The organism is Nocardia sp. NBC_00565 (assembly GCF_036345915.1).
GTDB lineage: Bacteria > Actinomycetota > Actinomycetes > Mycobacteriales > Mycobacteriaceae > Nocardia.
In genome coordinates this window covers 8,298,119-8,323,664 of the sequence record NZ_CP107785.1, presented here as the reverse complement: position 1 = coordinate 8,323,664, position 25,546 = coordinate 8,298,119, and the positions used below count along the sequence as shown (strand labels likewise).

General features: G+C 64.7%; 27 protein-coding genes. 15 read left to right on the top strand and 12 right to left on the bottom strand.

The window, feature by feature from the left end:
• Positions 1–77 precede the first annotated feature (77 nt).
• The 11 genes from OG874_RS38420 to OG874_RS38370 all read left to right on the top strand — a co-directional run bounded on the left by OG874_RS38420 (position 78) and on the right by OG874_RS38370 (position 10,253).
• Positions 78–911 carry an IclR family transcriptional regulator gene (locus OG874_RS38420; protein ID WP_330251942.1) on the top strand — a complete coding sequence of 278 codons (834 nt, stop codon included), beginning with the start codon at positions 78–80 and terminating at the stop codon, positions 909–911.
• Between the two features lie 350 nt (positions 912–1,261).
• Entirely contained in the window at positions 1,262–1,999 is a 738-nt protein-coding gene (locus OG874_RS38415) for a hypothetical protein (protein ID WP_330251941.1), read from the top strand.
• Positions 2,000–2,003: 4 nt separating this feature from the next.
• Entirely contained in the window at positions 2,004–2,561 is a 558-nt protein-coding gene (locus OG874_RS38410) for a hypothetical protein (protein ID WP_330251940.1), read from the top strand.
• A 150-nt stretch (positions 2,562–2,711) separates the two neighbouring features.
• Positions 2,712–3,173 (top strand): anthrone oxygenase family protein, encoded by a 462-nt coding sequence (locus OG874_RS38405; protein ID WP_330251939.1) that lies wholly within the window; start codon positions 2,712–2,714, stop codon positions 3,171–3,173.
• A 30-nt stretch (positions 3,174–3,203) separates the two neighbouring features.
• On the top strand, positions 3,204–4,844 hold the full coding sequence (mhpA, locus tag OG874_RS38400) for a bifunctional 3-(3-hydroxy-phenyl)propionate/3-hydroxycinnamic acid hydroxylase MhpA (RefSeq protein ID WP_330251938.1): 1,641 nt from the start codon (positions 3,204–3,206) through the stop codon (positions 4,842–4,844).
• Position 4,845: 1 nt separating this feature from the next.
• The gene (locus OG874_RS38395; RefSeq protein WP_330251937.1) at positions 4,846–5,706 is read left to right on the top strand and encodes a fumarylacetoacetate hydrolase family protein; all 861 of its coding nucleotides are present in this window, start codon (positions 4,846–4,848) and stop codon (positions 5,704–5,706) included.
• Positions 5,707–5,709: 3 nt separating this feature from the next.
• A complete protein-coding gene (locus OG874_RS38390; RefSeq protein ID WP_330251936.1) occupies positions 5,710–6,633 on the top strand; it encodes a VOC family protein in 924 nt (307 codons plus the stop codon).
• 199 nt (positions 6,634–6,832) lie between these two features.
• Complete coding sequence (locus OG874_RS38385) at positions 6,833–7,306, top strand: nuclear transport factor 2 family protein (RefSeq protein WP_330251935.1); 474 nt, start codon at positions 6,833–6,835, stop codon at positions 7,304–7,306.
• Between the two features lie 26 nt (positions 7,307–7,332).
• The gene (locus OG874_RS38380; RefSeq protein WP_330251934.1) at positions 7,333–7,881 is read left to right on the top strand and encodes a TetR/AcrR family transcriptional regulator; all 549 of its coding nucleotides are present in this window, start codon (positions 7,333–7,335) and stop codon (positions 7,879–7,881) included.
• A gap of 141 nt (positions 7,882–8,022) precedes the next feature.
• A complete protein-coding gene (locus OG874_RS38375) occupies positions 8,023–8,760 on the top strand; it encodes a response regulator transcription factor (RefSeq protein WP_330251933.1) in 738 nt (245 codons plus the stop codon).
• Positions 8,757–10,253, top strand: a complete 1,497-nt coding sequence (locus OG874_RS38370; protein ID WP_330251932.1) for a sensor histidine kinase — start codon at positions 8,757–8,759, stop codon at positions 10,251–10,253. Before OG874_RS38375 ends, OG874_RS38370 begins: the two co-directional genes overlap by 4 nt.
• A gap of 13 nt (positions 10,254–10,266) precedes the next feature.
• Here OG874_RS38370 and OG874_RS38365 read toward each other — a convergent pair whose 3' ends face one another.
• From OG874_RS38365 to OG874_RS38310, 12 genes are all read right to left on the bottom strand, one after another.
• Complete coding sequence (locus OG874_RS38365; protein ID WP_330251931.1) at positions 10,267–10,755, bottom strand: h domain protein; 489 nt, start codon at positions 10,753–10,755, stop codon at positions 10,267–10,269.
• A complete protein-coding gene (locus tag OG874_RS38360) occupies positions 10,752–11,495 on the bottom strand; it encodes a hypothetical protein (RefSeq protein WP_330251930.1) in 744 nt (247 codons plus the stop codon). Before OG874_RS38360 ends, OG874_RS38365 begins: the two co-directional genes overlap by 4 nt.
• A gap of 73 nt (positions 11,496–11,568) precedes the next feature.
• The gene (locus OG874_RS38355; RefSeq protein ID WP_330251929.1) at positions 11,569–12,978 is read right to left on the bottom strand and encodes an MCE family protein; all 1,410 of its coding nucleotides are present in this window, start codon (positions 12,976–12,978) and stop codon (positions 11,569–11,571) included.
• Positions 12,975–14,201, bottom strand: coding sequence for an MCE family protein (locus OG874_RS38350; RefSeq protein WP_330251928.1), 1,227 nt, complete (start codon positions 14,199–14,201; stop codon positions 12,975–12,977). Before OG874_RS38350 ends, OG874_RS38355 begins: the two co-directional genes overlap by 4 nt.
• Positions 14,198–15,460 carry an MCE family protein gene (locus OG874_RS38345; RefSeq protein ID WP_330251927.1) on the bottom strand — a complete coding sequence of 421 codons (1,263 nt, stop codon included), beginning with the start codon at positions 15,458–15,460 and terminating at the stop codon, positions 14,198–14,200. The genes OG874_RS38350 and OG874_RS38345 overlap by 4 nt, the downstream gene beginning before the upstream one ends.
• Complete coding sequence (locus tag OG874_RS38340) at positions 15,457–16,524, bottom strand: MCE family protein (RefSeq protein ID WP_330251926.1); 1,068 nt, start codon at positions 16,522–16,524, stop codon at positions 15,457–15,459. The genes OG874_RS38345 and OG874_RS38340 overlap by 4 nt, the downstream gene beginning before the upstream one ends.
• A complete protein-coding gene (locus OG874_RS38335; protein ID WP_330251925.1) occupies positions 16,521–17,552 on the bottom strand; it encodes an MCE family protein in 1,032 nt (343 codons plus the stop codon). Before OG874_RS38335 ends, OG874_RS38340 begins: the two co-directional genes overlap by 4 nt.
• A complete protein-coding gene (locus OG874_RS38330; RefSeq protein WP_330251924.1) occupies positions 17,549–18,760 on the bottom strand; it encodes an MCE family protein in 1,212 nt (403 codons plus the stop codon). Before OG874_RS38330 ends, OG874_RS38335 begins: the two co-directional genes overlap by 4 nt.
• Before the next feature lie 6 nt (positions 18,761–18,766).
• The gene (locus tag OG874_RS38325; RefSeq protein WP_330251923.1) at positions 18,767–19,618 is read right to left on the bottom strand and encodes an MlaE family ABC transporter permease; all 852 of its coding nucleotides are present in this window, start codon (positions 19,616–19,618) and stop codon (positions 18,767–18,769) included.
• A gap of 4 nt (positions 19,619–19,622) precedes the next feature.
• The gene (locus OG874_RS38320) at positions 19,623–20,387 is read right to left on the bottom strand and encodes an MlaE family ABC transporter permease (RefSeq protein ID WP_330251922.1); all 765 of its coding nucleotides are present in this window, start codon (positions 20,385–20,387) and stop codon (positions 19,623–19,625) included.
• A 354-nt stretch (positions 20,388–20,741) separates the two neighbouring features.
• Complete coding sequence (locus OG874_RS38315) at positions 20,742–21,659, bottom strand: 3-oxoacyl-ACP reductase (protein ID WP_330251921.1); 918 nt, start codon at positions 21,657–21,659, stop codon at positions 20,742–20,744.
• 120 nt (positions 21,660–21,779) lie between these two features.
• Positions 21,780–21,968 carry a ferredoxin gene (locus OG874_RS38310; RefSeq protein WP_330251920.1) on the bottom strand — a complete coding sequence of 63 codons (189 nt, stop codon included), beginning with the start codon at positions 21,966–21,968 and terminating at the stop codon, positions 21,780–21,782.
• A gap of 208 nt (positions 21,969–22,176) precedes the next feature.
• On the opposite strand from OG874_RS38310, the gene OG874_RS38305 reads away from it, so the two are divergent.
• From OG874_RS38305 to OG874_RS38290, 4 genes are all read left to right on the top strand, one after another.
• Positions 22,177–23,370: an acyl-CoA dehydrogenase family protein gene (locus OG874_RS38305; protein WP_330251919.1), complete on the top strand. Its 1,194-nt coding sequence runs from the start codon at positions 22,177–22,179 to the stop codon at positions 23,368–23,370.
• Between the two features lie 17 nt (positions 23,371–23,387).
• Complete coding sequence (locus tag OG874_RS38300; protein WP_330251918.1) at positions 23,388–24,494, top strand: acyl-CoA dehydrogenase family protein; 1,107 nt, start codon at positions 23,388–23,390, stop codon at positions 24,492–24,494.
• A gap of 380 nt (positions 24,495–24,874) precedes the next feature.
• Positions 24,875–25,114 (top strand): AbrB/MazE/SpoVT family DNA-binding domain-containing protein, encoded by a 240-nt coding sequence (locus OG874_RS38295; RefSeq protein ID WP_330251917.1) that lies wholly within the window; start codon positions 24,875–24,877, stop codon positions 25,112–25,114.
• Positions 25,104–25,541 carry a type II toxin-antitoxin system VapC family toxin gene (locus OG874_RS38290; protein WP_330251916.1) on the top strand — a complete coding sequence of 146 codons (438 nt, stop codon included), beginning with the start codon at positions 25,104–25,106 and terminating at the stop codon, positions 25,539–25,541. The genes OG874_RS38295 and OG874_RS38290 overlap by 11 nt, the downstream gene beginning before the upstream one ends.
• Positions 25,542–25,546: the final 5 nt, after the last annotated feature.

Sequence of the window (25,546 nt, the reverse complement as noted above, 5' to 3'; positions counted from 1 at the left end):
CTGCACTGGATCCCATATTTTGGGTGCCAGCCGGTGCGACCAGCGGGAATCGCGGCCCTGTGAGATACCGTGAACTCATGAATGTCAATCGCGTCGATCAGCCGGGCAGCACCACCAAGCCTGCGCGAGTGGACAATTCGGATGAGGAAACCGAAGAGCGACCCGCCGGCCTGATCGGAGCGGTCGACAACGTACTGCGCCTGCTGCGACTGTTCGAGAACAGCAAACAGCTCCGAGTCAACGAGGTCAGCCGCGAAATGGGCTTGTCCCGTTCGACCGTTCATCGAATGCTCTCGACGCTGAGCTACCACCAGTTCGTCGAACAGGACGAGTTCTCCCGGGCGTATCAGCCAGGACCAGCCCTGGTCGACATCGGGCTGGCCGTCGTGCAGAACATGGATATCCGGGTGATCGCCCGCACTGCGCTGACCAAACTCTGGACCGAGACCAACGAGACGGTCCATCTGGCAATACTGCGTGGACCCGAGGTGCTGTTCCTCGACAGCATCGAAAGTCAGCAGATCGTGCGCACCGGTAGCCGCATCGGCTGGACACTGCCCGCCCATTCGACCGCGAGCGGCAAAGCACTCCTGGCCGAACTCGACGAGGAAGACCTGCTGGCGTTGTATCCGAACGAGAAACTCGAAGCGCCGACCAGCACTGCACTCAACAGCAGAGCCGCCCTGTTCGCCCAACTGGCCGAGACTCGCGACCGGGGTTACGCGATCAACAACGCCGAGAGCGAGAACGATGTCAGCGCCGTCGGCACCGTCGTGCGCGACCGCGCCGGGCGGGCACGCGCATCGATCGCCGTGACAGCGCCCCGTTCGCGCGTCGACCAGGAGTGGGTGAGGACCACCGCCGCCACCACCATCCGCATCGCGGACGAACTCAGCGGCCGCATCGGGTAGCCGACAACACCGCACCACCAGTCACTTTCGGTGACCTTCGCGAACCATCAGGTTCACGCGGAGGTCACCGAACTCGTTTCCCCTCGACCACCTTCGCGCAGACAGCTTCGCCGGGCGGGCCGCGCTTGCCGACGGTATCGACTCTTGCTAGTGTTGTCGCGTGACACGGGTCACTGTTCCTTATGATGCGACACAATCAGGTGGGTACAGTCAGCCGCCACTCGGCCCGGACGCCATTTCAGGGCTTCGCCCGTACCTGGCGTCACCGCCTCGCGTCCGGCCCGCCCATGGGTGCCCGCCCGACCCCGGACCGGCGGGCACGCATGGGGCACAGTTCGAAGGAGAATGATGTGAGCCAAGCCATTGAAGCCGCGGCAGCCATCCCCGAGATGACTGCCGGAAAGCGAATCCCGCTGCCAACGGGCAAGCGGGAACCGTTGAAAGTCAGCGTGTACGAGCGAATGGCGAAAGCCGGCGCCGAGCTGGTCCCGATCTTCCCGTACGACGACGCGGGCGCCATGGTGCCGTGCGGGGCGCTCATGTACGGGGAACCCGGCAAGGATCACGGGCATTTCTTCCATGCCAACTCGGTGTCGGAAGTGACGGTGATCTTCGGCGCGAATGACGCGATGCTGCAAACCGGCCAGATCATGGCACTGCAGAAGTTCCACGGCGTGAATTCCTTTCTGCGCGACCAGGCGAACCCCGAAGCATTCGTGCTGGTGACGGTCACCCAGTTGCAGTCCGAGGAGGCCGGACAGAAGGAAGCCATGGTCGCCAAATGCCAGAGCTGCAAGAAGGAAATGCTTCGGCACGAATACTATGCCGGCCCCGAAGGCGCACCGGATTTCGATCCGACCCGATTCGGCAGGGCCGACGATGTCTACCGACAGTTCTCCACCATGGTCGGATCCCACGAATTCGCGGCGATCCGCAACTCCGATGCCGGTCGCACCTGTGGCAATTGCGGGCACGTGAACACCGATTTCCCAGCCGACCCTTGGGGCTGGGGCCGAGTGGTCGAACAGACCCGGGTCGCCAACGCGGCCTACCACGCACTACGCACGACCGCGAAGGAAGAGGGATAATCAGATGTCGCGCCGCCGTATGCTGTCAGCCTTCAAAACCGGTGCCACCGTTGGCAATTACGCCGACCTCGCGGTCCTGCCGATCGATGTCGATCCCCAGCTGGTGCTGTCAAGGAACTGGGTCGACCAGCCGTTCTATCAGATCTTCGCCAAGGACACGATTATCGTCCAGATGTCGGGCTCGTCCCGAATCAGTATGCGCAACAGCAATGTCAACTACTTCATTGCTCAGGTCGGCGACAACGTCTACATCCCGGCAGGCACTCCGCACCGTATCGAGCCCATCGAAGAGGGCGTAATGCTGCGCTATGTCGCGCTCGAACCAGGACTCGTTGCCGCGGCCTGGTTCTGCCAGACGTGTGGCGCGGAACTGCACCGCCTGGAATGGGAACACGACAATGACGCCGAGGCCGCACCGATCTACGCGACCGCCTGTGCCCGTTTCAGCGCCGATCTCGACGCTCGCACCTGTGGCACGTGCGGCACCGTAGCCGAACCGATCGACCTCGACATTCTCGGCTGGACCGAGCTCGTCGCCAAACCCGTTCCCGCCGGGGGATAGCCATCCGATCCGATTCCAGCTCCGCACTCATTCAGTGCGGAGCGGTTGAAGCACGCGACAAAATCGCCTGCCGCAGAAAGTGATTCGAAAGTCGCTGATCGTGTCCCCGCACGCCACCGATAGCGACCATGCCGGAAACGAGGACTGATCATGTCGAATCTCGCGAACGCGGGCGCGATCTTGATGCTGCTGTTCGGTGGGCTCGCCACCGGTGGAATCTGGGTCATCGCCGTTGACCGGCTCGCGGTATGGAACCGAATGTCGGTGGTCGAGTATGCGACCGACTTCCGGCGCACGCTCGAACACGTCGATCCGATGATGCCCATCTTCGTATCGCTCGCAGGCCTCGGGGCAGTGCTGTTCTCCACCCAGTCATCGGGTACCTCACGAATGTTCGGCTGGCTCGGCCTGGTCTGCCTGGCAGTGATCATGATCGGTTCGATCATATTCGGCGAGCCGATCAACTCGAAGTTCCGCCGGCTCCCCGAGGGCACGCCGCCCGAGGGCGCCGAGGGCCTGCGCGCGTTCTGGCGGCGTTTCCATTTCGCCCGTACCAGCGTCGCGGTCGTGGCGCTCATCTTCCTCATTGCCGCGGTCATCGCCGCGCTGTGATCTCAAAGTGTTTCGGATAAGGGAGTTTTCGTGCAGGAGCCGATATACGACGTAGCGGTGGTCGGTGCCGGTCCGGTCGGGCTGGCGGTCGCGCGTATGCTGGGCCGGGCAGGTCATTCGGTGATCGTGCTGGAGCGCTGGCCCTCACTGTACCCACTGCCACGTGCGGTGCATTTCGACCATGAAATCGGGCGGGTGTTCCAGGCAATGGGCCTGCGCGAGGAGATCGAGGCCATTTCCGCGCCGGTTCCCGACCATTACGAATGGCGCAACCGCAACGGTGATTCACTGGTGCGAATCGACTGGTCCGGGCTCGGTCCCTCCGGATGGCCGGTGGCGAACTTCTTCTCCCAGCCCGAACTCGAGCAGGTGCTGGGCGACGCGGTCGCCACCATGCCGCGGGTGACGGTGCGGCGCGGCCGTGAGGTGATCCGGCTCGTCGCCGAACTCGACCAGGACGTCGTGCTCACCCACACCGGTGCGGACGGCGCCATCGCGGAGATCCACGCTCGCTATGTGATCGGCGCGGACGGAGCCAACAGCTTTGTCCGCGAACAGATGTCGACCTCGATGCAGGACCTCGGGTTCTACTTCGATTGGCTGATCGTGGACACCCTCCCGCAGGACAACCTGGTGTGGTCACCGCAGAACTGGCAACTGTGCGACCCCGTCCGGCCGACCACGATCGTCTCCGGCGGGCCGGGGAGGCGCCGATGGGAGTTCATGCGGCTACCGGGTGAGTCGCTCGAGGATCTCAACCGCAGCGACACCGCGTGGCGGCTGATGGAACCGTGGGGCCGTACACCCGAGAACACCGTCCTGGAGCGGCATGCGGTCTACACCTTCCAGGCTCGATGGGCCGACCACTGGAATGAAGGCCGGCTCTTCCTCGTCGGCGATGCGGCCCACAATATGCCGCCATTCGCCGGTCAGGGCATGTGCTCGGGCATCCGTGACGCGGCCAATCTGAGCTGGAAGCTCGATCGAGTACTGCGCGGGCGATCGGATCCAGCGCTGCTGGACACCTACACCAGCGAACGCCTCACCCACATCCAGCACGCGATCGCCATGTCGGTGGAGCTGGGCAAGGTCATCTGCGTGCTCGACGAGGAAGCCGCCGCACGACGCGATGCTCGCATGATCGCGGGCAATGCCGATCCTGCTGCGGTGCTCCCGATTTCGGCTCAGCCGGTACTCGGGCCCGGCGTCGTGGCGACTGGAATCGACCTGCCCGCTGTGCGCGGCACCCTGTCGCCGCAGTTCCGTGCCGGACTCGATGGTAGGACCGCACTTCTCGACGATCTGGTCGGCGCGAACACCGCCGTGCTGCTCACCATCGACGCACAGCTTCCTGAAACCCTCGGCGAGCAAACCCGCGCCGAGCTCACCGACCTCGGGGTTCGGTTGATCGTCCTGACGTCGTTCACATCCGGGTCCAACACGGCCACTCCGAACATCAACGCCACCGTGCTGATCGATGCCGACGACGAATGGCATTCCTGGTTCGCGCAATTCGGTGCCACCACGGCACTGGTGCGCCCCGATGCCTACATTTTCGGAGCCGCACACGACGCGCAAGCCGTCGGCGGCCTCATCTCCCAGTACTCCCGGCATCTCCGGGTACAGGTTCATCCATCGGCCGATCCGGCCACCCAGACAAGGAGCAATTGACGTGCGTATCGCAAACCTCGGCGGCCGGGCGGTTCTCGTTCACGGACAGTGCGCCATCGATATCGCGACCGCGAGCGAAGGCCGTTTCGGACCCGACCTGTCCCCTATCTACGAGAACTGGGATGCGTTCCGGGCCTGGGCCGATGCAGCGGAACACGCGGACACCGACGGTGTCGAAATCGATCGGCGGGCACTCGGCGCACCGTCCCCGGCGCCCCGCCAGACCTTCGCGATCGGCCTGAACTACAGCGCGCACGCCGCGGAATCCGGTTTCGAATCGCCGACCCAGATCCCGCCGGTCTTCACCAAGTTCGTCAGCAGCTTCAGCGGCCCCGACACCGAGGTCGTCATCCCGACCGGCGGCACCGTCGACTGGGAAGTGGAGTTGGTGGCGGTCATCGGCCGCACTGCGGCGAAGGTCAGCGAGGCCGACGCCTGGGATTACGTCGCCGGGCTCACCGCCGGGCAGGATATCTCCGAACGTTCCTCCCAGTTGGCCGGTCCCGCACCCCAATTCAGTCTCGGCAAGTCGTTCCCGGGTTTCGCGCCGATGGGCCCGTGGCTGGTCACCACCGATGAGCTCGACAACCGTGACGACCTCGAACTGGGCTGCACCCTCGACGGCGAACAGATGCAGAAGGGCCGCACACGCGAGCTGATCTTCTCCGTGCCCAAGCTCATCTCCAAACTGTCGCACACCACCCCGCTCTATCCGGGCGACATCATCTTCACCGGCACCCCCGCCGGCGTCGGCGTCGGCCGCGAACCCAAGCGGTTCATTCAGCCCGGCGAGCGACTGGACAGCTGGATCGAGGGAATCGGTGAACTGCATCAGACCTTCGTGGCCGAGTCGGAGGAGTAGGTCATGGCACTGCACGGCCTTTCCCACGTCACCATCGGTGTCCCCAATACGGCCGAAACCGAGTCCTACTACACCGATTTCGGTTTGACGCCCCGCGGCGACGGCTGGTTCGCGACCCAAGACGGCGGCGACCAGCTCGAGATCGTCCACTCGGCCCATCGCCGCTTGGTAGAGCTCGGCATCGCCGCAGATGACGCCGATGACCTCGAAGCCACCGCTGCCCGACTGGGACGCCTCGGCATACAGGTTTCCTTGCACCCCAACGTACTTCGCGCAACCGAACCGATCACCGGCTCGCAGATCAATATGAATGTCACACCGCGCATCATCCAGCCCTACACCCCGCCCACTCCCTACAACGGCCCCGGCCGTATCGAGAGAACCGGGAAACGAGCGGCTTTCATCGATCGCACACGCCCGGTCCGGCCCCGCAAACTGGGGCACGCCGTCCTGGGCACCACCGATCTGGAAACCACCATGCGGTTCTTCGTCGAAGGGCTCGGTTTCAAGGCGAGCGACTACATCAAGGACCACGGCGCGTTTCTGCGTTGCTCCACCGACCATCACAATGTGCTGGTCCTGGCCGCACCGGTGTGCTTTCTGCACCACACCTCCTGGCAGGTGGAGGACATCGACGAGGTCGGGCGCGGGGCGTTCGCAATGCTCGAGGACAATCCGGAGCGCCACGTGTGGGGCCTGGGCCGTCACCACGCGGGCTCCAATTTCTTCTGGTACCTCAAAGATCCCGCAGGCAATTTCAGCGAGTACTACTCCGATATGGACTGCATCGTCGACGACCAGTTGTGGAGCCCTGAAACCCTTGAAGGCGCAAAGGGTTTGTTCAACTGGGGTCCGCCGCCACCACCGTCCTTCCTGCATCCGGAAGATCTGGCCGCACTCATGACCGGAGCCCACAAGGCCCCCTGAGTTGCGAACGACGGGATCGAACTCCGTCGGGGAGACGGTGGCACCGATCATTTCCGAACCCCACCCAACTCGACGTCGGGCTCCGCGCGATTTCGGCGGTCCCGTCATCTGCATCCGCCTTCCGCGAGGAGCGGCCACCGATTGACCTGGCTGCCGCGAACCGATAAGTTATAGAGCGACCACTAACGTAGGAGAAAATATGACAGTCGAGGAAGACGACACCAACCGCCGCGCCGCTGCCCAGCACACCGTGTCCGAGCACCTGCGCCTTACCGCCGCAGGACGCACCGACGAATGGGTGAAGCTGTTCGCCCCGGACGCGGTGCTCGAGTTCCCGTTCGCGCCAGCCGGCGTGCCTCGACGGGTAACTGGGCGAGACGCACTGTTCGCACACATGAGTCACTTTCCCGAGACCTTTGACGTAGAGTTCGCCGACCTGGTGTTCCACAAGACGGTCGATCCGAGTCTCGTGATTGTCGAATTCCGCTCGACGGGCACCGCACGGCCGACCGGCAAGCCGTACGAGCAGACGTGCATCTCTGTCGTCCGGACCGATGACGACGCGCTCATCACCCACTACCTGGACTACTGGAATCCGCTGGTAGCGATCGAGGCACTCACACCCCACGACGTGCCGTCCGACCCTGACCTCAGCGTGACTTTTGGAGGCTGAGTGGGAGCCGTGTTTGACTGACGCCCATGCCCGCCGCCGGCACTACGACGAAGAGCGACGAACGACGTCGAGCCATCGTGGCCGCCGCGATCGATTGCTTCGCGCAGAAGGGTTTCTACGGTACGACGACGCACGAGATAGCCGAGTGGGTCGGCATCTCTCAGCCGTATCTCTATCGCCTGTACCCGAACAAGCAAGCGCTGTTCGCGGCGGCGGTCGACCACGTGTCCGTTGTGATGACCGAAACCTTGGTCGCGCACTCGCCGGCGTCGGGTGGGGCCGGGCCTGCGTCCGAGGCGGCGGTGGATGCGGCGCGCGGCGCCTACGCCGCGCTCGTCGCGGACCGGGCTATCCTGCGCTTCCTCATGCACGCGAACTGTGCCGCCGGCGAGCCGCTGGTAGGGCAGGCCGTGCGTCGGTGCTACGCCAAGCAGGTTGACACCGTTCGGCAGCTGCTGGGCGACGACGACGCCGTGCGGCACTGGTTCGGCGCCGGAATGCTCGACAATGTGACCGCCGTGCTGGGTCTTGCCGACATCGACGAGCCGTGGGCGCACGTCCTCACCGCCCGTTGACCCGACACTGGGGGATGCGCCCGGAGGGGCGTCAGTTCAAATCCCGACAGAACCGCGAACAGCGCGCCGCGCGGCAGAGTTCACAGCATTCACCCAGCTAAGGACCAGACAATTCCCAGTTGATTGCCGGATTATGAGGCAATGAGTGGTGCGCCTGCGGAGACCACACCCGAGGCCAGGGTGCTGGTGGTGGACGACGAGCCGATGATCGTGGAGCTCCTGTCGGTGAGTCTGCGCTATCAGGGGTTCGCGGTCGATACGGCGATCGATGGGGCGCAGGCGCTGGACAAGGCGCGCACTTTCCGGCCGCAGGCGCTGATCGTCGATGTGATGATGCCCGGGATGGACGGGTTCGGGCTGCTGCGCCGCCTGCGCGCCGACGGTATCGACGCACCGGTGCTGTTCCTCACCGCACGCGATGACGTGCAGGACAAGGTCGCCGGACTCACCCTCGGCGCCGACGACTACATCACCAAACCGTTCAGCCTCGAGGAAGTGGTGGCCCGGCTGCGAGTCGTGTTGCGCCGCTTCGGCCATACCGCACCGCAGCGCGAGAGTTCCCGAATTCGGTTCGAGGATATCGAACTCGACGACGACACCCACGAGGTGTGGAAGGCGGGCGAGCCGGTCGCGTTGTCCCCCACCGAATTCACGCTGCTGCGCTACTTCATGGTCAACGCGGGCACGGTGCTCAGCAAGCCGCGCATCCTGGACCACGTGTGGCGCTACGACTTCGGCGGTGAAGTGGGTGTGGTCGAGACATATGTGTCGTATCTGCGCAAGAAAGTCGATACCGGTGATCAGCGTTTGATCCACACCCTGCGTGGCGTCGGCTACGTGATGCGCGCGCCCAATCGCGTGCGCCAAACCGAGAAATGACCGCCTCCCGGATCGCCAGGACCCGTCGCGAACTGTCGCGCAGATCGTCGGCGATACCGCTGCGCGTTACCCTGGTGGTCGCGCTCGTGCTGCTATCCGCGCTGGGTCTGCTGGCATCCGGGATGGTCGTCACCTCCGCGTTGGAGAAATCGCTGACCCATCGCACCGATCAGCAACTGCGCGATGCGGCCATGGCGTGGTCGCGGCCCAGACCCGTGAACCCGGCCAATCCGCCGCATCCGTCCAGCACCTTCTACATCCGCACCCAACCGACCCCGGGCGGCAACGCCACCGTCTACTTCGAGACCAGACCGTTCAATGTCGAAGCCGAACCCGTGCTGCCGGAGCCACCCGAAGGGCGGCCGACCGCCGACTCGCCCGGCGGCAGGGTCATCACCAAACCGACGACCGTCGGCTCCAGGAACGGTGCCACGGTCAAATGGCGAACCATCACGGCGGTGACACCCGATACGACGACGACCGTCGCGATACCGCTCACCGAGAACATCGACACCGCCAACCGGTTGATCATGCTGCAGCTCATGGTCGGCGCCGCCGTACTCGCCGCGCTCGCGGTACTCGCCTACTTCGTGATCCGCCGCAGTCTGCGCCCGTTGCGCGCGGTCGAGAAGACCGCCGCCGCCATCGCCGCGGGCGATCTGTATCGCCGAGTTCCGGTGCGCGGCACCAATACCGAGGTCGACCGACTGTCCCAATCGCTCAACGGCATGCTGGCCCAGATCCAGACCGCCTTCGCCGCGACCGAAGCCTCCGAGGCCGCGGCGCGGCGCTCCGAATCGAAGATGCGCCGCTTCATCGCTGACGCGAGCCACGAACTGCGCACCCCGCTCACCACCATCCGCGGCTTCGCCGAGCTGTATCGCCAAGGCGCGACCGCGGATCCGGCCCTGTTCATGGATCGCATCGAACACGAGGCCCAGCGCATGGGTCTGCTGGTCGAGGATCTGCTGATGCTGGCCCGACTGGACGCGCAGCGCCCATTGGAACTGGGTCCGGTCGATCTGCTCGCCATCGCCAGCGACGCCGTGCACAATGCGCGCGCGGTCGTCGCGGCCAATGGCGACGACGGCCCGCATCGAACGGTCGAATTGGAAATCTGTTCGGGCGCAGGCACATTGGAGGTGGTCGGCGATGAGGCCCGGCTTCGCCAAGTGCTGGCCAACCTGCTGAACAATGCCCTCACCCACACCCCACCCGGCACCGCCGTCAAGGTCCGCCTCACCCCCACCGATGACGCGGTTCTGCTGGAAGTGGCCGACACCGGCCCCGGCTTACCCGCCGAGGAAGCCGAGCGCGTCTTCGAACGCTTCTATCGCACCGATACCTCCCGCACCCGCACCAGCGGCGGCACCGGACTCGGGTTGTCCATCGTGCAAGCGTTGGTCGCCGCGCACGAGGGCGAGGTGAGTGTGCAGAGCACTCCCGGCGAGGGCACCACATTCACCGTGCACCTGCCCCGCGAAAGTCGCTGAGCCACAAGGGCTATCAGATAGGCGTGACCGCCGAGACGAGCCAGTGCCCGTCGTTCTTGTCCAGGCTCACCTTCACCCGGCTGGTACTGATACTGGCCTGCGGCGAATCCTTACCGGTACTCACCTGATTCAGATACAGCAGCACCACCGCGTGCGCGGGCTCAGCGGAGACGACACCGCTGGCCTGCGTGGTCGCCTGGACGTTGAGTTCCTTCTCCTTGGCGCCCGGTGCGATGGCTTCCTTGATCAGCTTCAGGTAGTCGTCGCGGAAACCGCCCGTGAGATTGTCCGCGGCCTTGGGCAATTCGGCGTCCACCGTCTTGAAGTTGTAGGTGAACATCGCCTCGACCGTGCGCTGGGCGGCGGGGACGACCTGGGTGCGCGCGTCTTCAGCCTTGCGATCGTTCCAGTACTTGTATCCGGTGATCCCGCAGATGGCGGCCAGTGCCATGAGCACAAGACCGAGTGCCGACGCTACTAGGACTATCCGACGTCGGTTCATGCTACGAACTCCACCTGTGATGCGGTGATCCCGCTGTCGTCGCGAGTGACGGTGACCCGGAATCGGTAGAACCGCGTCTGCGGATCGGCCATACCCGCATTGGTCAGGGTCTGTTTGGCGGCGACCAGCACCCGCGCCGAATTCCCGTCCTCGCTCTCGATGGCAGATTCGATGATCTCACCGCTGGCTTTCACCTTGGCCTGCTCCACCACGCTCGCGTAGGCGTCCTTGCGCTGGGAATACTCGGCCTTGAGTTCGCCGGAGGCCACCGCGAGCACGCGGTCGATATCCGCCTTGGCGGTGCTGTCGTTGATGGTGGTCAGGTTGAGTATCGCTTGCTTGGCGGTCTGCACGTAGTCCGCGCGCTGCGCGTCCCGGACGTCGGCGTTGTGCAGGCCGTAGAGGAACAGGCCGCTGCCGATCACCAGCGCGATCGCCACGACCGCGGCCACCGCCGCGCCGGCGACGAGTAGCCAGCGGGGCCGACCCATCTTCGGTTCGGCATCGACGAGATCCGTGGTGCGCGCCGGTGCCGACGCACTCGCGCTCTCGACAGGCGTGGCCACGACCTTGTCCGCCTTTACCGTGACATCGACAGCCACAGCCTTCGACAGCACGACCGGTTCGCTGGAGTCCGCGGCGGTATCCCGCTCCACGATCTCCCTGGTGTCCTCCGGCGGTGGACCCACCGAGCGCACCGCACGTCGCCGGGTCCGGCCCTTCACACTTGGATCACTCATGCCTCCACCTCGCTGGCGCTCGGTTCCGGCATGAGCGAAGCACGCTGTGTCATGATTCGTTCGCTTCGCTCACTCATATCTGCTGCTCCTGAAGCATCGCCTGCCAACTCGACGGTATCGTGCCGGATCCGTCCTTCCCGATATCCCCCTGACGGTACGTGCGTCCGTCCGGTCCTACGAATGTCCCGCTGCCGGGATCCAGTGAGGTACTGCTCGCCGCCGGGTGGGTTGATCCCTGATCACCGATCGGATCGCCCGACGGCGTCACCGGATTCGGTGGGCCGAACGGCGGATTGTCACCCTCGGGCACGTAACCGTTCGGGTCACGGCACAATTCCGGCGTCGGTGCGCGCTTGCCCGGCACTTCCATACACGGCGTGTTGCGAATGCCACGCACGGCCTCGCGGGCGTTCTGCGCGACCTTGCAGTACATGCCCGGGGGCGAGTCCGGAGTCGTGAGGTCGGCCGGCGACCGGCGCTGGTCCGGTCGCAGGAAGCCGGTGGTGCAGCCCGGCGGATCGTTGAGCTCGAGATGGAAGTCGACGACCGCACCATATTCGATCGGGCCGCGGATCACGGTCAGGAAGGCCGCGGTCAGCGGCGGGTAGACCACCAGGATCTGCTCCAAACCGGCATGGTAGGTCACACCGACCTGACCGACGCTGACCAGATTCGACAGCAGTATCGGCAGTGTCGGTTTCAGATCCTGGAACAGCGAACTCACCTGCTGTGCCGCGGCCGGGGTCTTGTTGATCACATTGCGCAGCGCCGGATCGTGCGCCCGCAGTTGGTCGGTGACGGTCGCCAGATCCTGGGTCCAGGACCGGATGGCGGCATCGGACTGGTTCTGGGTGTCCAGCAGCGGGCCGATCTTTTCCAGCAGATCCTTGGTCGGTTCCGCGCTGGCCTGCGCCTCCTGCACCAGCAGCGAAGCGGAATCGATGAACTTCTGCAGATCCGGTCCGGCGCCATTGAACGCCGTGAACGCATCGTCGATCACTTGGCGCAGCTTGGTGTCGGCAATGCTGGACAGCAGCCGATCGGACCGATCCAGCACCGTACCGATGTCCTCCGGCAGTTTCGTGCGCTCGACCGGCACCACCGAACCATCGGAAAGGTTGCCGCCCTTGGGATTCGCGGCCGGAACCAGATCGACGTACTGCTCGCCGATGGCCGAAACGCTGCGCACCCACGCGTCGACGTCCGAGGGAATTTTGTAGTCGCTGTCGATGGACAGTTTCGCGTCCACACCCATGGGGGTGAGCCGAACCTCTTCCACCTTGCCGACATTCGTGCCGCGATAGGCGACATTGGCGGTCGGATACAGCCCGCCGGTGGCGGCCAACTGCACCGTCACCCGATAGCGGCCGATACCGAACATCGCGGGCAGACCGACATAGGTGCCGCCCATCACCACCAAACCGATCACCGTCAGCACCGAGAAGATGGCCAATTGGATTCGAACGAATCGCGTGAGTTTCATTGACCCGCACCTCCTTGCCCGGCGGGCGGAACCGTCAGGCCCGGAATCGCGGGCAGACCCGGAATCGGCGGCAGCCCAGGGATACTCGGCGTGGGCGACGCGGTGGCGGGCGGCGGCGTCTGCAGCGGCGCGGTCGCCGGATTGCTGTTGCCCTCCGCCGTACCGGCCAAACCGCCGAGAGCGCCTTCGACCCCGCCGAATCGGCCGCCGAGCGGGGTGCCGGTCAGGAAGTTCGAATCCAGCCGTTTGCCCGTGATGTCGACGGTCATGATCAAATTCATGTAGTCGCCCTTGACCGCGTTGTCGAGATTCTTCATGGGGAACGGGAAGGTGAACAGCACCTTCATCACCTCGACGAGGTTGTTCCCCGTGCTGGCAAGGGTTTCCAGCACCGGCGCGAGATTGGCCAGATTCGCCTTCAGGTTGTCGCCGCCCTGCGCGATGATCCGCTGCACCACATCACTCAGATCGCCGAGTGCGGTAATGGTGTGCGTGATGTTCTCGCGCCGGTCGGCCAGCACGGTCAGTGCCGGATGGATCTGCTCGATGGCCGCGGCGACCCGATCCTTCTGCTGGGCCAGCGTGCCGGCGAACCGGTCCAGTCCGCCCATCGCGTCGATGATGTCCTTGGTCTGGGTGTCCAGCGTGGTGGTCAGCTCGTTCAGCTGCGGCAGCAGATCGCGGATCGCGTCCTCGCGACCGTTGAACGTGGCATTCAGTTCGTGGGTGATGGTTTCGAGCTGACTGATGCCGCCGCCGTTGAGCACCACCGACAGCGAGGACAGCGTCTGCTCGGTGGTCGGATAGACCCCGGCCCGCGCCAGCGGGATGATGTCGCCGTTCTTCAACTCACCCTGCGCCGGAACGTCTTTCGGAGCGGCGAGTTCGAGATGGTTGCTGCCGAGCAGACTGGTCTGGCCGATCCGGGCGGTGGCGTTGGCGGGCAGCCGCACATCGTGCTGGAGTTTCACGGTGACCAGCGCGTGCCAGTCCTGCACCTCGATCTTCGACACCGTGCCGACCGTCACGTCGTTGACACGGACCGGTGAATTCTGGGTCAGCGTGGTGACATTGGGCATCTGGATCTGCACCTGGTAGGCGTTCGGATCATTGCCCTGCGCACCGGGCATCGGCAGCGAATTGAGGCCGTCCCATTGGCAGCCGGTGACTCCCAAGGCGATGGCGAGTCCCATCACCGCACCGGCCATGCGGCGCCGCATCATCGCCCTCCTCCCGGAATAGCCAGTCCGGCAATGCCATTCGGTACCGTCACCGGGTTCGAAACCGGTGCGGGAGCAGCCTCATTGGCCAGGCTCGGCGGACTGTAGACGAGCTGGTGCGGGAAAGCGGTCTGATTGGATACCGGATTGGTCAGCAGCGGCGGGTAGTTCATCATCAGCTGCTGGATCACCGGCGCCAGGTACTGGTTGCAGAGGGCGGCACTGGTATCGGATCCGTTCGCATCGTTCGCCTCGACCGCGCCACACAGGAAGGCGAACGGGTTGGCGAAGTTCGGTGCGACAACGGCACCGGTCAGACTGCCCTGAGCTGGGTCGTAGATCTGGTAGAAGTTCACCAACGCCGTTGGCCCGGCATGCAATATCTGCTCGAGCTGCGGTCGTTTATCCGCGAGCACCTGGGTGACGTCGGCCAGCCGCTGAACGCCCTCGGTCAGCGCGCCGCCGCGCTCGTCCAAGAAACGCCGCACATCGCCGACGGCGCTATCCAGATTGTCCAGTCCTTCGCCGAGATCCGTGGAGACGCCCGCCAGTACCGACGACACCGAGGCCAGTCGCCCGCCGAACTGCACGATCTGATCGTTGCTCTTGGACAGCACATCCACGAACTGCTGCAGATTGCGGATGGTGCCGAAAAGGTCGGTTCGCCCGTCCGACAACGTATTCAAGGTGCTCGACAGCTCGCGCAGCGTATCCCGCAGCGCCTGCGCGTTGCCGTTGGCGAGGTTGTCGGCGGCGGTATTCACGAACCGCCCGAACGAGCCCTGCTTGTCCTCGCCGATCGGACCGAGGGTCGTTGCCAGCTTGGACAATTCGGTCTTGATGTCATCCCATTCGACCGGAACCGCGGTGTGCTCGATCGGAATCTGGCCGCCGTCGCCCAACTTCGGCCCACCGGTGTACGCGGGCGCCAACTGGATGAAGCGTGCCGACACCAGCGAGGGCGAGATGATGACCGCCTTGGCGTCGGCCGGGATATCGATACCGCGATCGAGGGTCATCTCGACCCGCACCCGGTCCTTGCCCGGATCGATGGTGTCGATCCGCCCGACGTGCACGCCGAGCACCCGCACCTCGTCACCGGCATACAGGCCGTTGGTCGACGGGAAATACGCGGTGATCGTGGTCTTGCCGATCCGCGACAGCACCGACCAACCGATAGCGACGACCAAGCCGACGGCGACCACCACGGCGACCACGCGGACCCAGCGCGGCGCCTGCCGGACGTTACGAAGTGCGTTCATCGCGGCGGCTCCTGAATCGAGGGTTCGATCGACGGCAGCGCCGGGTCGGTGAGGTACGCACGGAAGGAATCCGGCACATGCTGCGGCCACACCAGCGCGTCGACCAGTATCTGCAGACCCCGCGTAGTCGCGTTCGAGACGTATGCCTGGAAGTAGGGGCCGCTGCCGACCTGCTCGCCGAGCGCGGCCGCGAAGGGACCGAGACCGTCGACCGCCTTGGCGATGTTGTCCTTGTTGGTCTGCAGCAGATTCAGCACCGAATTCAGCTTGTCCAGGGTGGGTTTCAGCTGTGCCTCGTTGTCGTTGACGAGTCCGGTGAGCTGCTGCGCGAGTCCGTTCACATAGACGATCAGCTGGCTGAGCGCGCTGCGCCGCCGATCCAGTTCACCGAGCAGCTCATTGCCGTCCACCAGCAACGCGTTGATCTGATTGCTCCGATCGGCGAGCACCTTGGTGACGTTCTGGGCCCGGCCGAGCAGATCGGTCAGCGCCTTGTCCCTGGCGTTGAGGCTGCGCGAGAGCTGGGTGACGCCGTCGAGTGCCGAACGCAGTGGCGCAGGAGTATCGGCGAACGTCGTGGACAACGTGTCGAGGGTCTTGTTGACCTGATCCATATCCAGGCCCTTGACGGTGTTCGACAGATCGCCGAGGGCATCGGTGAGCGAATACGGAGAGGTGGTGCGGTCCAAGGGAATCGGATCGTCGGCATGCGTCGAACCGGTCCCGGCGGGAGTCACCTCGAGCGATTTGCGGCCGAGCACCGTATTGGTCTTGATGGCCGCACTCGTCTTGTGCCCCAGCGGGATCGCCTCGTCCAGGGTGAACCGGACGTACACCTTCGCACCATCCAGCTTCACCTCCTCGACGCGCCCGGAGCGCACCCCGGCGACCTGTACCTGGTCACCCGGGACCAGCCCACCCGCATCGGCGAAGTACGCCGTGTAGGTCGCGCCGGAGCGGATGAACGGCAGTCGGTCGACCTGCAGTGCGGACAGCGAAACCGTCACCGCGACGACAATGCCGACGATGCCGAGGGAGACGGTGCGTGATCGGGTCGGGTTCATCGGTTCTTCGCACACCTTCCGGTCGTCTGGAAACCGGGCAGGGTGATATGCAGCGGTTTGCCATCGGGACCGTCGACAAGGAAGTTCGTGCCGCACACGTACATGTTCAGGAACGAACCGTAGGCGCCGATCCGGACCAGCTTCCGGTAGGTCTCGGGCAGCCGCTCCAGCACCCACTGAACGGTGTCGGAGCCGTTGTCGAGCGTCTCGGCGACGGTTCCGGTCTGTTCGATGGTGGCCTTGAGGTCCGGGCGCGCCTGCTGGAGCAGGTCGGTCAGATCGCCGGTCGCCCCCGCGAGGCGCGGGAGTGCGGCGCCGATCGGATCCTTGTCCGCGGCCAATCCGCTGACCAGTCGCTGCAATTCCTCGAGCGTGGTGCCGAACTGCTGATCGCGCTCATCGATCGTGGTGAGCACGGTCTTCAGGTTCTCGATCACACTGCCGATCAACGCGTCTCGGTCGGCGAGGGTCTTGCTGAACGATCCGGAGCTGTTGAGCAGCGCGACCAACGTGCCGCCCTGCCCCTGGAAAACTTGGAGCAGCGCCTCGGTCAGATCGTTCACCTGGGCCGGATCCAGGCCGCGCAGCAGCGGTTTGAAGCCGCCGAGCAGCATATCGAGATCGAGCGCGGGTGAGGTGCGATCGGTACCGATGGTGGCGCCCTTCGACATCACCCGTACTGCGGTGCCGGGGCCCTCCATGAGTTCGAGATACCGGTCACCGACCAGGTTTTCGTAGCGGATCGTCGCCTTGGTGCTGGTGTAGAGCCGGTACTTGCTGTCCACATCGAAATCGACGTGCGCGAGATTGTCCTTGCCGACATGCACCCCGGTCACCGAACCCACCGGCACCCCCGCGATGCGCACCTTGGACCCGTCGAGCATTCCGGAGGAACTGGTGAACACCGCGTGATAGCCGGTCTCCCTGGCAAAGCGCATCTGGCTGAACACGATCACCAGTCCGCCCAGGACCAGTGCCATGACCAGCGTGAAGATCGTCAGCTTGATGGTTGTCGCACGCGACTTCACAGCTGCCCCACCCCCGGCATGCCGGCGAACAGGATCTGGAAAACCTTGGGCCCGTTCAGATGTGTCGTCGTCGACGGCGTCCACACATGGCCCTCGGAGGTGTCGGTGACGACGTAGTTCGCGTGACTGTCGGGCACCCGGGTCTCCACGCCGTCGCAATGCGGACCGCCGGTGGCGTTGACCTTCGGCAGATCCTGCGGGTATTGATACGCGTCGGCACCGGGCATGAAACTCGCGTTCAACGGCACGGCGTCGAATCGGCCACCGAAGATGTCCTCACCAATCGGCAGCACGGCCGCCAGGCCGTTGATGAGGCAGCGCAGCGCGGGCTTGTAATCGTTGAGCAGCTGGGTGGTCGGGCGCAGCAGATCCAGCGCCGTCACCAGAGGCTGTTCGTTCTCGCGCAATACCGAGCCGGTGGTATCGGCCAGTCCGATGAGATCGGCCAGCATCGCATCGACATTCTCTTGCTCCTCGACGAGCGTGCGGCTGGTCACGATGGCGTTGTCGGTGGTGCGCAGCAGATCCGGCACGGTGTCGGCGTACAGATTGGTGACGCCGGTCGAGGACACCAGATCCCGTTGCAGCGCGGGCAGACTCGGGTTGATATCGCGCAGGTAGGCATCGCTGCGAGCGAGCAGATCGCCGAGCTTCTCACCACGTCCCTGCAGCGCGGTGCCCAGTGCCGACAGCGTCGCGTTGAGCTTCTCCGGCTCGATCTTCTGCAGCACATCGGTCAGATGCTGGAACAGCGTATTGAATTCGACGGTCACCGCTTCGGCCGTAACGGTCGAGCCCGGCTTCAGCGGGGTGGACGAGGGCTGGTCCGGTGCCACGAAATTGATGTACTTCGCGCCGAATACCGTGGTGGACTTGATATCCACAACGGCATTGGACGGAACCATCTTCAGCAGTTCAGGATCCATCGCCAGTGTCAGCTTCGCACCGTCGCCGGTCTGCTTGATCTGCGAGACCCGGCCGATCTCCACGCCCCGAATCTTCACCTTGGCGTCGGGGTCGAGCACCAGGCCGCTGCGCGGCGCGTCGACCGTGATGGCGACCGTCTTGGTGAACCCGCCCACGAACATGACCATCGCGATGGTCACGATCGCGACCAACGCCAACACCATGCCGAGCCCGGCGAGCTTGAGCCCGAACGCCCCGCGCAACGTTGCGCCGAGGCCGCTTTCCGATTGCTTCGTTGCCATACCGCTCTACCCGGAGAGATGGAAGTTGCCGGAGGTGCCGTAGATGGCCAGCGAGATCAGCAGCGTCACCGTGACCACCGCGACCAACGAGGCCCGCACCGCATTGCCGACCGCGATCCCGACGCCGACCGGTCCGCCCGCGGCGTTATAGCCGTAGTAGGTGTGAATCATCATGACCGCCAAGGCCATGAAGATCGCCTGTGCGAAGGACCAGAGGATGTCGCTGGGGATCAGGAAGGTGGAGAAGTAATGGTCGTAGACGCCCGCCGACTGCCCGTAGATGACCACGGTGGCGAATCGGCTGGCGATGAACGAACAGATGACCGCGAGCGCGTACAGCGGCACGATCGCGATCATGCCGGCCAGCACCCGGGTGCCGACCAGATACGGCACCGGCCGGATCGCCATGGACTCCAGCGCGTCGATCTCCTCGGCCACCCGCATGGCGCCCAGCTGCGCGGTCGAACCCGCACCGATGGTGGCCGCCAAGCCGATGCCGGAGATCACCGGCGCCGCGATGCGCACATTGATGAATGCCGCGAAGAAGCCCGTCAGCGCCTCGACGCCGATATTGCCGAGCGAACTGTAACCCTGCACCGCGATAGTGCCGCCGGTGAACAGGGTGAGAAATCCGACGATCACGACCGTGCCGCCGATCACCGCCAAAGCGCCTGTGCCCATGCTGATTTCGGCGATCAAACGAATGGTCTCGGTGCGATAGTGCATCAGCGCGCGCGGTATGGAACCGATTGTCTGCGCATAGAAGACCGCATGTTTACCCACTGCATCGAGCGAGTCCGAAAACCGACGCACTCGCCGCACGGTACGCGGGAAGCGGGACTGGATTACGAATGCCATCGGGTCACCGCGCCGAGAACTTGATGCCGACGGCGGTGACCACGACGTTCACCACGAACAGGGCCATAAAGGCGAAGACGACGGTCTGATTCACCGCATCACCGACACTCTTGGGACCGCCTTTGACATTCAGGCCGAGATAACAGGCCACCAGTCCGGCGATCAGCCCGAATAACCCGGCCTTCACTTCGGAGATGACCAACTCGGGCAGATGGGTGAGCAGCGTGATGCCGTTGACGAACGCGCCGGGATTCACATCCTGCAGCAGCACCGAGAACAGAAAGCCACCGACAACGCCGATGGTGCACACCAGGCCGTTCAGCATCAATGCCACGAACATCGAGGCCAGCACGCGCGGCACCACCAGCCGGTGCACCGGATCGATGCCGAGCACGCGCATCGCGTCGATCTCTTCGCGAATGGTTCTGGCGCCGAGGTCCGCGCAGATCGCGGTGGCGCCGGCGCCCGCGACGATCAGCACGGTGACAATGGGACCGACCTGGGTGACCGCACCGAATGCCGCTCCGGCGCCGCTGAGGTCGGCGGCGCCGATTTCGCGCAGCAGGATGTTGAGCGTGAAGCTCACCAGCACAGTGAACGGAATCGCGACCAGCAGCGTCGGAACGATCGAAACTCGTGCGATGAACCAGGCCTGATCAATGAACTCGCGCCCTTGGAATGGTCGTCGAATGCTGGCCCGGGCGACATCGGCGACAAGTTCGAAAAATCCGCCGACAGCGCGCAACGGCACAGCGAGGACCTCGTTCACGCGCGATCCTCCTTGCTCATCCTGCTGATACCGCTCACCGCACGACGCCCGTCTGTGGCCACATCGCCGCAACGATTAGAACATGTTCACATTCGTGCCGGAAGCCTTTTGCCACTTTTGAAGTGCTCTTTTTCTCGAATTCGGCCCATGGATTTGTAACAGGTGTCATTTGAGGGTGGCCTAACCCTTGTGAGGCGTCACACACGTTGACTCCCATGTTTACCAAGCACCGCATCGGTGATCAATAGTTGGTCATGTGATCAACAGCTGATCGAAGGCACCTGCCATCACTGAGCGACCCTAACGGTTTTCGAACGCGCCGCGCGACGTCGCCAACCGAGCCTCCAGCAATCGTTACGGACCCAGATCGATCAATGAGGACGCAGAAAACGTACGCCCAGCAGACCGCTCAGCGAAGTACCCGCCGAGCGTGGCGGCGAGATCATTTGCCGACCACAGGCCATCGGCCGCGTCGAAGCGCTGCTCGACGATCGGTGCGGCCATCAACGCCACCATCGGTCCGTACACCACGAACAGCTGACCGTTGACCGCGTCGGCCGCGGGCGAGGCGAGGAATGCGACCAACCGGGCCACATGATCGGGCGAGAGCGGATCGATCTCGCCCTCGGGCGCGGCGCTGAAGACCTTTTCGGTCATCGCGGTGCGGGCCCGCGGCGCGATCGCATTGGCGCGCACGCCGAAACGGGACAGTCCGCGCGCGGCGGACAACGTCAGCGCGGTGATGCCGGCCTTGGCCGCGCCGTAGTTGGCCTGTCCTTCCGGGCCGAGCAGACCGGCCTCGGAGGAGGTGTTGACGAGCCTGCCGTAGATCGGCGCACCCGCCTCCTTGGACTTGGCCCGCCAGTAGGCGCCCGCGTTGCGGGTCAAGAGGAAATGACCGCGCAGATGCACCGCGACGACCGCGTCGAAGTCCTCGTCGGTCATGTTGAACAGCATCCGGTCCCGGGTGATGCCCGCGTTGTTCACCACGATGTCGAGGCTGCCGAACGCCTCCGCGGCGGTGCGGATGAGCGCGTCCGCGGTCGAACGCTCCGCGATGCTGCCCGCGACGAACTCCGCCTTGGCGTCGAGCGCCCGGATATCGGCGAGGGTTTCGGCCACCGCCTCCGATTCCGACAGATCGTTGACCACCACGGACGCACCCGCACCCGCCAGGGCGAGCGCCTCGGCGCGCCCCAGTCCGGCGCCACCGCCGGTCACGATGGCCACCTTGCCCGCGAGGCTCACACCCGTGTTGTCTACATCACTCACGGCTGCACCTCGCTGGCGCTCGGCTCCGCCGTGTGTGAAACACGCTGTGACACGGTTCGCTCGCTTCGCTCACTCACGGGGCCGACTCTAGAACGTGTTCCTTTTTACGGCAAGCACCCGTCATTCCAGCCGCAGGGCCGCTTTCGGACACTGAGCAACCGCGTCGCGCACATCATCGAGCCGATCCTCCGACACCTCGCCATCCACGATGTGCAGTACGTCGTCGTCATCGAGTTCAAAGACGTCGGGAGCGAATCCGACACAGATTCCGTTGGCCTCGCACTGGTCCAGATCGACACTGACCTTCATGGCAACTCCTTCACTGATCCTCTGATCGAAGCCTAACAACACGATGTGGTGTCGCGCGCCGCCATCGACCGCATTAGCCGTCAATACTGGAACATGTTTCAGTTCATATGCAATGATCGGTTGACCGACATCGAACGAAGGCTCTGCCTACCCACCCCCGCCGACTCCGCAAGCTCCGTCGGCTGACCATCCCCCAAGAGGTTTTGCCATGCGCATTGCGTACACGCCGCAGCAGGAAGAGCTCCGCGCGGAGCTGCGCGACTACTTCGCGCGGCTGATCACCCCGGAGCGCCGAGCCGCGCTCAGCGCGACCACCGGCGAGTACGGGCACGGCAACGTCTATCGCGAGGTCGTCCAGGAGATGGGGCGCGACGGCTGGCTCACCCTGGCCTGGCCCAAGGAATACGGCGGCCAGGACCGCCCGACCATGGATCAGTTGATCTTCACCGATGAGGCGGCCATCGCCGGCGCGCCGGTGCCGTTCCTGACCATCAACTCCGTGGCGCCGACGATCATGCATTACGGCAGCGAAGAGCAGAAGAAGTTCTTCCTGCCCAAGATCGCCGCGGGCGAACTGCACTTCGCCATCGGCTACTCGGAGCCGGGGGCCGGCACCGACCTGGCCAGCCTGCGCACCACCGCCGTACGCGACGGCGACGACTACGTGATCAACGGCCAGAAGATGTGGACCAGCCTGATCGCGTACGCCGACTATGTCTGGCTCGCCGTGCGCACCGATCCGAATGCCAAGAAGCACAAGGGCATCAGCATGCTCATCGTGCCGACCACGGCCGAGGGCTTCTCCTGGACCCCGGTGCACACCATGGCCGGACCGGATACCAGCGCCACCTACTACCAGGACGTTCGCGTCCCGGCGAGTTCACTGGTCGGCCAGGAGAACGGTGGCTGGGCGCTGATCACCAACCAGCTCAACCACGAACGCGTCGCGCTGACCTCCGCCGGACCGCTCACCGTTGCGCTGAACCAGACCACCGAATGGGCCCGCAACACCAAGGCGGGCGACGGTTCCCGGGTGATCGATCAGGAATGGGTGCGGCTCAATCTGGCCAGGGTGCAGGCCAAGGTCGAATATCTGAAGCTGCTCAACTGGGAGATCGCCAGCCGCGCCGATGCGGGCGGCGATGCCGCGCCGCGCCCGTGGGACGCCTCGACCTGCAAGGTCTACGGCACCGAACTGTCCACCGAGGCCTACCGACTGCTGATGGAAATCCTCGGCCCGCAGGCCTATCTGCGCCAGGACTCCCCCGGCGCGGAACTGCGCGGACGGTTGGAGCGGTTCCATCGCGCCGCCCTGATCCTCACCTTCGGCGGCGGCACCAACGAGGTCCAGCGCGACATCATCGCCATGACCGCACTGAAGCAACCCGCCGCGGCGCGCTGAGAAAGCAGGTAGACACCATGGATTTCACTCCCACCGAAGCCCAGCTCGACCTGACCCGCCTGACCGCCGAGGTCTGCGCCAAATTGGTCACCGCCGACCGGATCCGCGAACTCGATACCCAGGGCCGTTTCGATCAACCGCTGTGGCAGTCGCTCGCCGAGACCGGCGTGCTGGCCGCCGCACTGCCCGAGTCGGTGGGCGGCGGCGACTTCGGGGCGCTCGAGCAGAGTGCCGTACTGCGTGAACTCGGCAGACATGTCGCCGCGGTCCCCTACCTGTGGTCGATCGTGGTCGGCGCGGGCGCGCTGGCGCGCTTCGGCTCTGCCGCACAACAGGATTGGGCGCGTCAGGCCGGCGAGGGCAGCGTCATCCTCACGGCCGGGCTCGCCGAGGAGCACAACTGGGAGCCGACCGAGCCGACCACGGTGGCCCACGAGACCGACGGCGGCTGGCGGCTGACCGGTGCCAAAACCACGGTGCCCTATGCCGATAGTGCGGCCCGAATCCTAATCCCGGCAACGGTTTCCGGCGCCGCGGCACTGTTCCTGGTCGACCCCGGCGATCCGACTGTCACAGTGACAGCGCAGGGCGTGGTCGACTTCAGTGCCGAATTCGGCGTCGAATTCCATGACACCCCAGCTGAATTGGTCGCGACGGTGGACTCCGGCGCCGAAATCCTGGACTGGATCCTGACCCGAGCCTGGCTCGGCCTGAGCGCTCAGCAGCTCGGCACCCTGGAACGCGCACTCGAGCTGGTCGCCGAATATGCCCGCGAGCGTGAACAATTCGGCAAGGCCGTCGGCAGCTTCCAGGCCGTCGCCCAGCGCCTCGCCGACGCTTACATCGACGTGCAGGGCCTGCGGCTGGCGGTCACCCAGGCGGCCTGGCGCGTCTCCGAGGATCTCGCCGCCGCCGAAGCGGTACACACCGCCAAGTTCTGGGCCGCCGACGCCGGACACCGAGTGGCCCACACCGTCGTGCACGTACACGGCGGCGTCGGCATCGACCGCGACCACATCGTGCACAACTACTTCACCGCCGCCAAACACAACGAATTCGCCCTCGGCGCAGCCACCGACCACCTGCGCGCCCTCGGCTCGCTCCTCGCGGAAACCCCTGCCTGACCTCGTCGCTAGCGACTGCTCGCAGGTCGCTCGAAACGGTCAGCTAGCAACTGCTTGCAGGTCGCCGAAAGAGGCGGCATCCGCACCCGATCGGCCCGCCGGACCTGCCCCGGCGGGCCGATTGTCGTTCACGCGGCCGCCCGGTCATTGCCGATCCGCGCCGCACCGACTCTGACCACTCGGTCCGACCGTGAGCCGGGTGAGGTCGTACGCACGGCTCTGGGGCAATGCGTATAAGAGGGTGGTGCGCACCGATACTTTCACCTAGAGCGAAGTTATCGACACATCAAATGTTGTTATTGGCGCGACTGTGCTGGTCAGGCCGCTCGCGCTAGTATTACGTAGTACACGTATTACAGGTACGGCTCGAGGAGGATACCGTGTTGCTCAACAGCAAGGGCCAGGTGACAATCCCCGCACAGCTGCGCGCCAAGCACAATCTGCGCGAGGGCGACGACGTCGAAATCATAGAGGTCGATGGCGCCCTTCGGATCGTGCGCACCGAAGGCGCCCCTACTCGTGGACAACGACTCGTCCGGCGGCTCCGCGGAACCGCAGACAGCCGAGATATCGAAGGCATGAGCACGGACGAGATCATGGATCTGCTCCGTGGCGAGTAGTCCAACGCCGATAGGCGGACCGGCCGTCCTGATCGATTCGTGCGTCCTACTCGATGTCATGACCAATGACGAGCACTGGGCGGCCTGGTCAATGGATCGAATCACCGAGGCCCTCGATTCCGGCCGAGTGGTCATCAACCCGATCATCTACGCGGAGGTCTCCGTCGGGTACGACACCGTCGAAGATCTCGACGATCTGTTGCCCGCCGACGAGTTCGAGCGTGAAGCCCTACCGTTCCGAGCCGGCTTCCTGGCGGGCAAGGCATTTCAGCGCTATCGCCGTAACAGCGGCGAGAAGCGCTCCCCAATGCCCGACTTCTACATCGGCGCCCATGCCGCAGTCGCCGGATATCGACTGCTCACACGTGACGCTGCCCGGTATCGCGGCTATTTCCCGACCATAGAACTGATCGCACCCATGCCATGAAAACG